General features: G+C 60.8%; 4 protein-coding genes and 2 pseudogenes. All 6 read left to right on the top strand.

The annotated features are described in order from the left end of the window. Positions 1-48: 48 nt before the first annotated feature. Positions 49-811: pseudogene (locus ASD15_RS33860) on the top strand (DUF4123 domain-containing protein); the annotation flags it as partial. A 244-nt stretch (positions 812-1055) separates the two neighbouring features. Continuing rightward, positions 1056-1685 (top strand): hypothetical protein, encoded by a 630-nt coding sequence (locus tag ASD15_RS33295; protein WP_057156807.1) that lies wholly within the window; start codon positions 1056-1058, stop codon positions 1683-1685. Continuing rightward, positions 1573-1911 carry a DNA/RNA non-specific endonuclease gene (locus tag ASD15_RS31875; RefSeq protein ID WP_307188291.1) on the top strand — a complete coding sequence of 113 codons (339 nt, stop codon included), beginning with the start codon at positions 1573-1575 and terminating at the stop codon, positions 1909-1911. Before ASD15_RS33295 ends, ASD15_RS31875 begins: the two co-directional genes overlap by 113 nt. Continuing rightward, a complete protein-coding gene (locus ASD15_RS19970; RefSeq protein ID WP_057156806.1) occupies positions 1908-2276 on the top strand; it encodes a hypothetical protein in 369 nt (122 codons plus the stop codon). The genes ASD15_RS31875 and ASD15_RS19970 overlap by 4 nt, the downstream gene beginning before the upstream one ends. Positions 2277-2416: 140 nt before the next feature. Continuing rightward, positions 2417-2568, top strand: a pseudogene (locus ASD15_RS33290) (type VI secretion system Vgr family protein); the annotation flags it as partial. Position 2569: 1 nt separating this feature from the next. Next, positions 2570-3052 (top strand): type VI secretion system Vgr family protein (locus tag ASD15_RS19965; RefSeq protein ID WP_229418278.1); only part of this gene is annotated, 483 nt, incomplete at both ends.

Below are 3052 nucleotides of genomic sequence, written 5' to 3'. Positions count from 1 at the left end.
CGGCGGCCAAGGCCAGCAGCTTCCTGGTCCGCTAAGCGATAGAAAAATATGGACAACCCAACCCACACCTACGCCCTGCTCGACTGCTCGCAGCACGATCACGCCTGGCGCGAGCTGACCGCGCGCTTCCCCGACGTGCAATGGAAATCGCTGTTCGACGGCACGCCCGAAGAGCACCTGGTCGCCGCCGCACCGCTGCTCATCGCCATCTCGCGCGACAACGAAGCGCTGATCAAATGGCTGCTACAACTGGAACAGGCCGCGCCCAGCGTCAGCTGGATAACCAGCCCCTACACGCTGCCCGTGCTCGCGCCCATGCTCACGCGCCGCCTGGACTGCGAAATCGACGACGGTCAAAAGGTCGTCATGCGCTTCTACGATCCGCGCATCCTGCTCGGCCTGCCCTCCGCGCTGGACCCGCAGCAGAAGCGCTACTTCTTCGCCCCCGTGAGCGCCTGGAGCGCGCTGGAGCCGCGCCGCCAGCAGCGCTACAGCATCGACATCGCGCCCGCCACGCCAGCCGACATCGCACGCTACGCCTTCGCGCCCATCAGCCTCACCCTCGCCCAGCGCGACCAGTTGATGTACTTCGACAAGGAGAACCTGTACGAGAGCATCATCCGGCACTGGGAAGACACCTGCCCCGACGACATCGCCGGCATCAAGCGCGGCATGCTGCGCGAAGTGGCGATCGCCGCCGTCAGCCGCGCCAACAGCTACGGCATCACCGATCCCAGCGCGCAGCACCTGTTCGCCGGCCTGATGATGACCGTCTCGCCCTCGTTCGACGACAACGCCATGGTCAAGGCCTNCAGCTACGGCATCACCGATCCCAGCGCGCAGCACCTGTTCGCCGGCCTGATGATGACCGTCTCGCCCTCGTTCGACGACAACGCCATGGTCAAGGCCTACCTGACCAACCCCAGCGTGCCGCAGGCCGAGCGCCTGAGCCAGATGATCGCCAAGCTGCCCGAGCAGGCCTGGGAGCAGATCGTGCGCGCCAAGCGCTACGACGCCATGTTTGAGCTGGCGCCGGGAGAAGCGGGTGCGCTGTCATGATGAACCTGCAGGACATCACCAAGAAGCTTTCCGATGCGACCACTGCGCTGGCCAAGGCCGACAAGGACCTGAAGCTGGAGATCGCTGGCGCCGCAGCCGATGCGGCCGGACTGGTTGATCCCACTCCGGCTTCCGATATCGTCGGAGCCGGTATCTCGATCGCGCGCGGAGACTACTGGGGCGCAGCGCTCAGCACTGTCAGCATGGTGCCCTACGTGGGCGACGCGCTGGCCAAGCCTGCCAAAGCCGTCCGCGCCACCAAAGCCATCATAGGCCTAGAGAAAAAAGTCGCCACGCTGACGCAAACTGTTGCCGACCTGACGAAAGCAAAAAAGCAAGCCGAAGCAGCCGAAGTCGCCGCTAAGGAAGCTAAAATTGCGAAAGAGGCTGAGGCAGCAAAGGATGCTGCAGCTCAGCAGGAAAAATCGGTAGCAAGGAAAGATAAGGGTTGCGAGGATTGCAAAACAAGCACACAGAGCGGGACGAAGGGAAAATCTGGAACTACGCAGAAAACTGTCACGCAAGGCAAAAATACGGTCACCCGATCAGGGCGGTCACATCGTAGGGCATCGCTTTATGCTGGATCAGGGCGACGTCAACATGTTCCCTCAGAACGGCAATTTTAATATGTCTGCCTTCAAAACGTTGGAAAATGACTATGCACGATTTACCAAGCAAGGCCACACCGTTGACTTCAGCCATGTTTTGGGAGATGTTGATTCACAAGGGCGGCCAGGCAGTGTGGGCGTAAAATATAAAGTAGTAGATACCACGGGGAAAGTGATACAGTCGTTTTCCAAAAAATTTGTCAATGAAGCAGGCCAAGTTTATACGAGAAAGGCAGGAAAATGAAAGAACGCGAGACCGAACTGATTATTAGCATAACGAAGAGATTTATTGATGAAGTCTTGGAACTTGAGCCTGACTTTGAGAAAGGTTTTTTTAGATTCTATGCTGAAGATCGGGTTTCAGAATCATGTGCTTCCTACGTCTCTCCATCTGAAGTTGTCATTGTTGACGCCATGTCTCAAGAAGATTTTTTCGACGAGATGGACGAAATGTGCATGAAGTTGTTAGCGGAGATGGGGAAAAATAAGGCCGTTCTGCTTCTGGCCATAGATAAAGAATTCGACTATGAGATAACGTTCGAGTACTCCGATATGACGAAATGGCAGATTGCCCTCACGGATGGGGGAACTGGCATACCCGTAATTTGACCGGGCACGGCCGCCATATCAAGCGCCAGTCAGGCGGTGCGTGGCTGGGAAGCTTGGCCAGCCGAATGAGTACTGCCTTCCATCATGCACGCTATCGCATCCTGCGATGATGAGCGACACCCCGCCCCTTTGCAGCGGGCGTGGACGCAGGCGTGAACCACGCCGGCACCATAAGCGGCATCCACAGTCAGAACTTCGACCGCAGCGGCTACGGCCAATGGCAGCTCGACGACACCCCCGGCCAGGTGCGCACGCGCCTGGCCAGCAGCAGCGCCGCCACCCAGCTCAACCTNTTCGACCGCAGCGGCTACGGCCAATGGCAGCTCGACGACACCCCCGGCCAGGTGCGCACGCGCCTGGCCAGCAGCAGCGCCGCCACCCAGCTCAACCTGGGCTACCTGATCCAGCAGGCGCCTGGCTCCGCCCAGCGCGGCAGCTATCGCGGCGCCGGTTTCGAACTGCGCACCGACGCCTGGGCCGTGGTGCGCGGCGCCGAAGGCGTGCTGCTCACCACCAGCGCGCGCAACGCGCACGGCAGCGGCATCACCTCCACGCAGCTCGACACCGCCGAAGCGCTGGCGCAGCTGAAGGCCGCCGAGGAACTGGCCAAGCAGCTGGGCGACGCCGCCACCGCGCAGCAAGCCCTCACCAGCAAGGACGCCGCCGCCGCGCACAAGGACTTCATCACCCAGGTCAATCCCCAGCAAAGCGGCAAGCACGCCGGCGCCGTCAACGGCCAGCAGGCGGTCAAGGCGCAAGCCGGATCGCGCGAGGCC

It is taken from the genome of Massilia sp. Root351, assembly GCF_001425045.1.
GTDB lineage: Bacteria > Pseudomonadota > Gammaproteobacteria > Burkholderiales > Burkholderiaceae_D > Rugamonas.
This window is presented reverse-complemented; position numbering and strand designations above follow the sequence as displayed.

Excerpts from the sequence above, each read along its gene's own strand:
- ASD15_RS33295 (WP_057156807.1), top strand. The coding sequence starts at position 1,056 with ATGATGAACCTGCAGGACATCACCAAGAAGCTTTCCGATGCGACCACT.
- ASD15_RS19970 (WP_057156806.1), top strand. The coding sequence starts at position 1,908 with ATGAAAGAACGCGAGACCGAACTGATTATTAGCATAACGAAGAGATTT.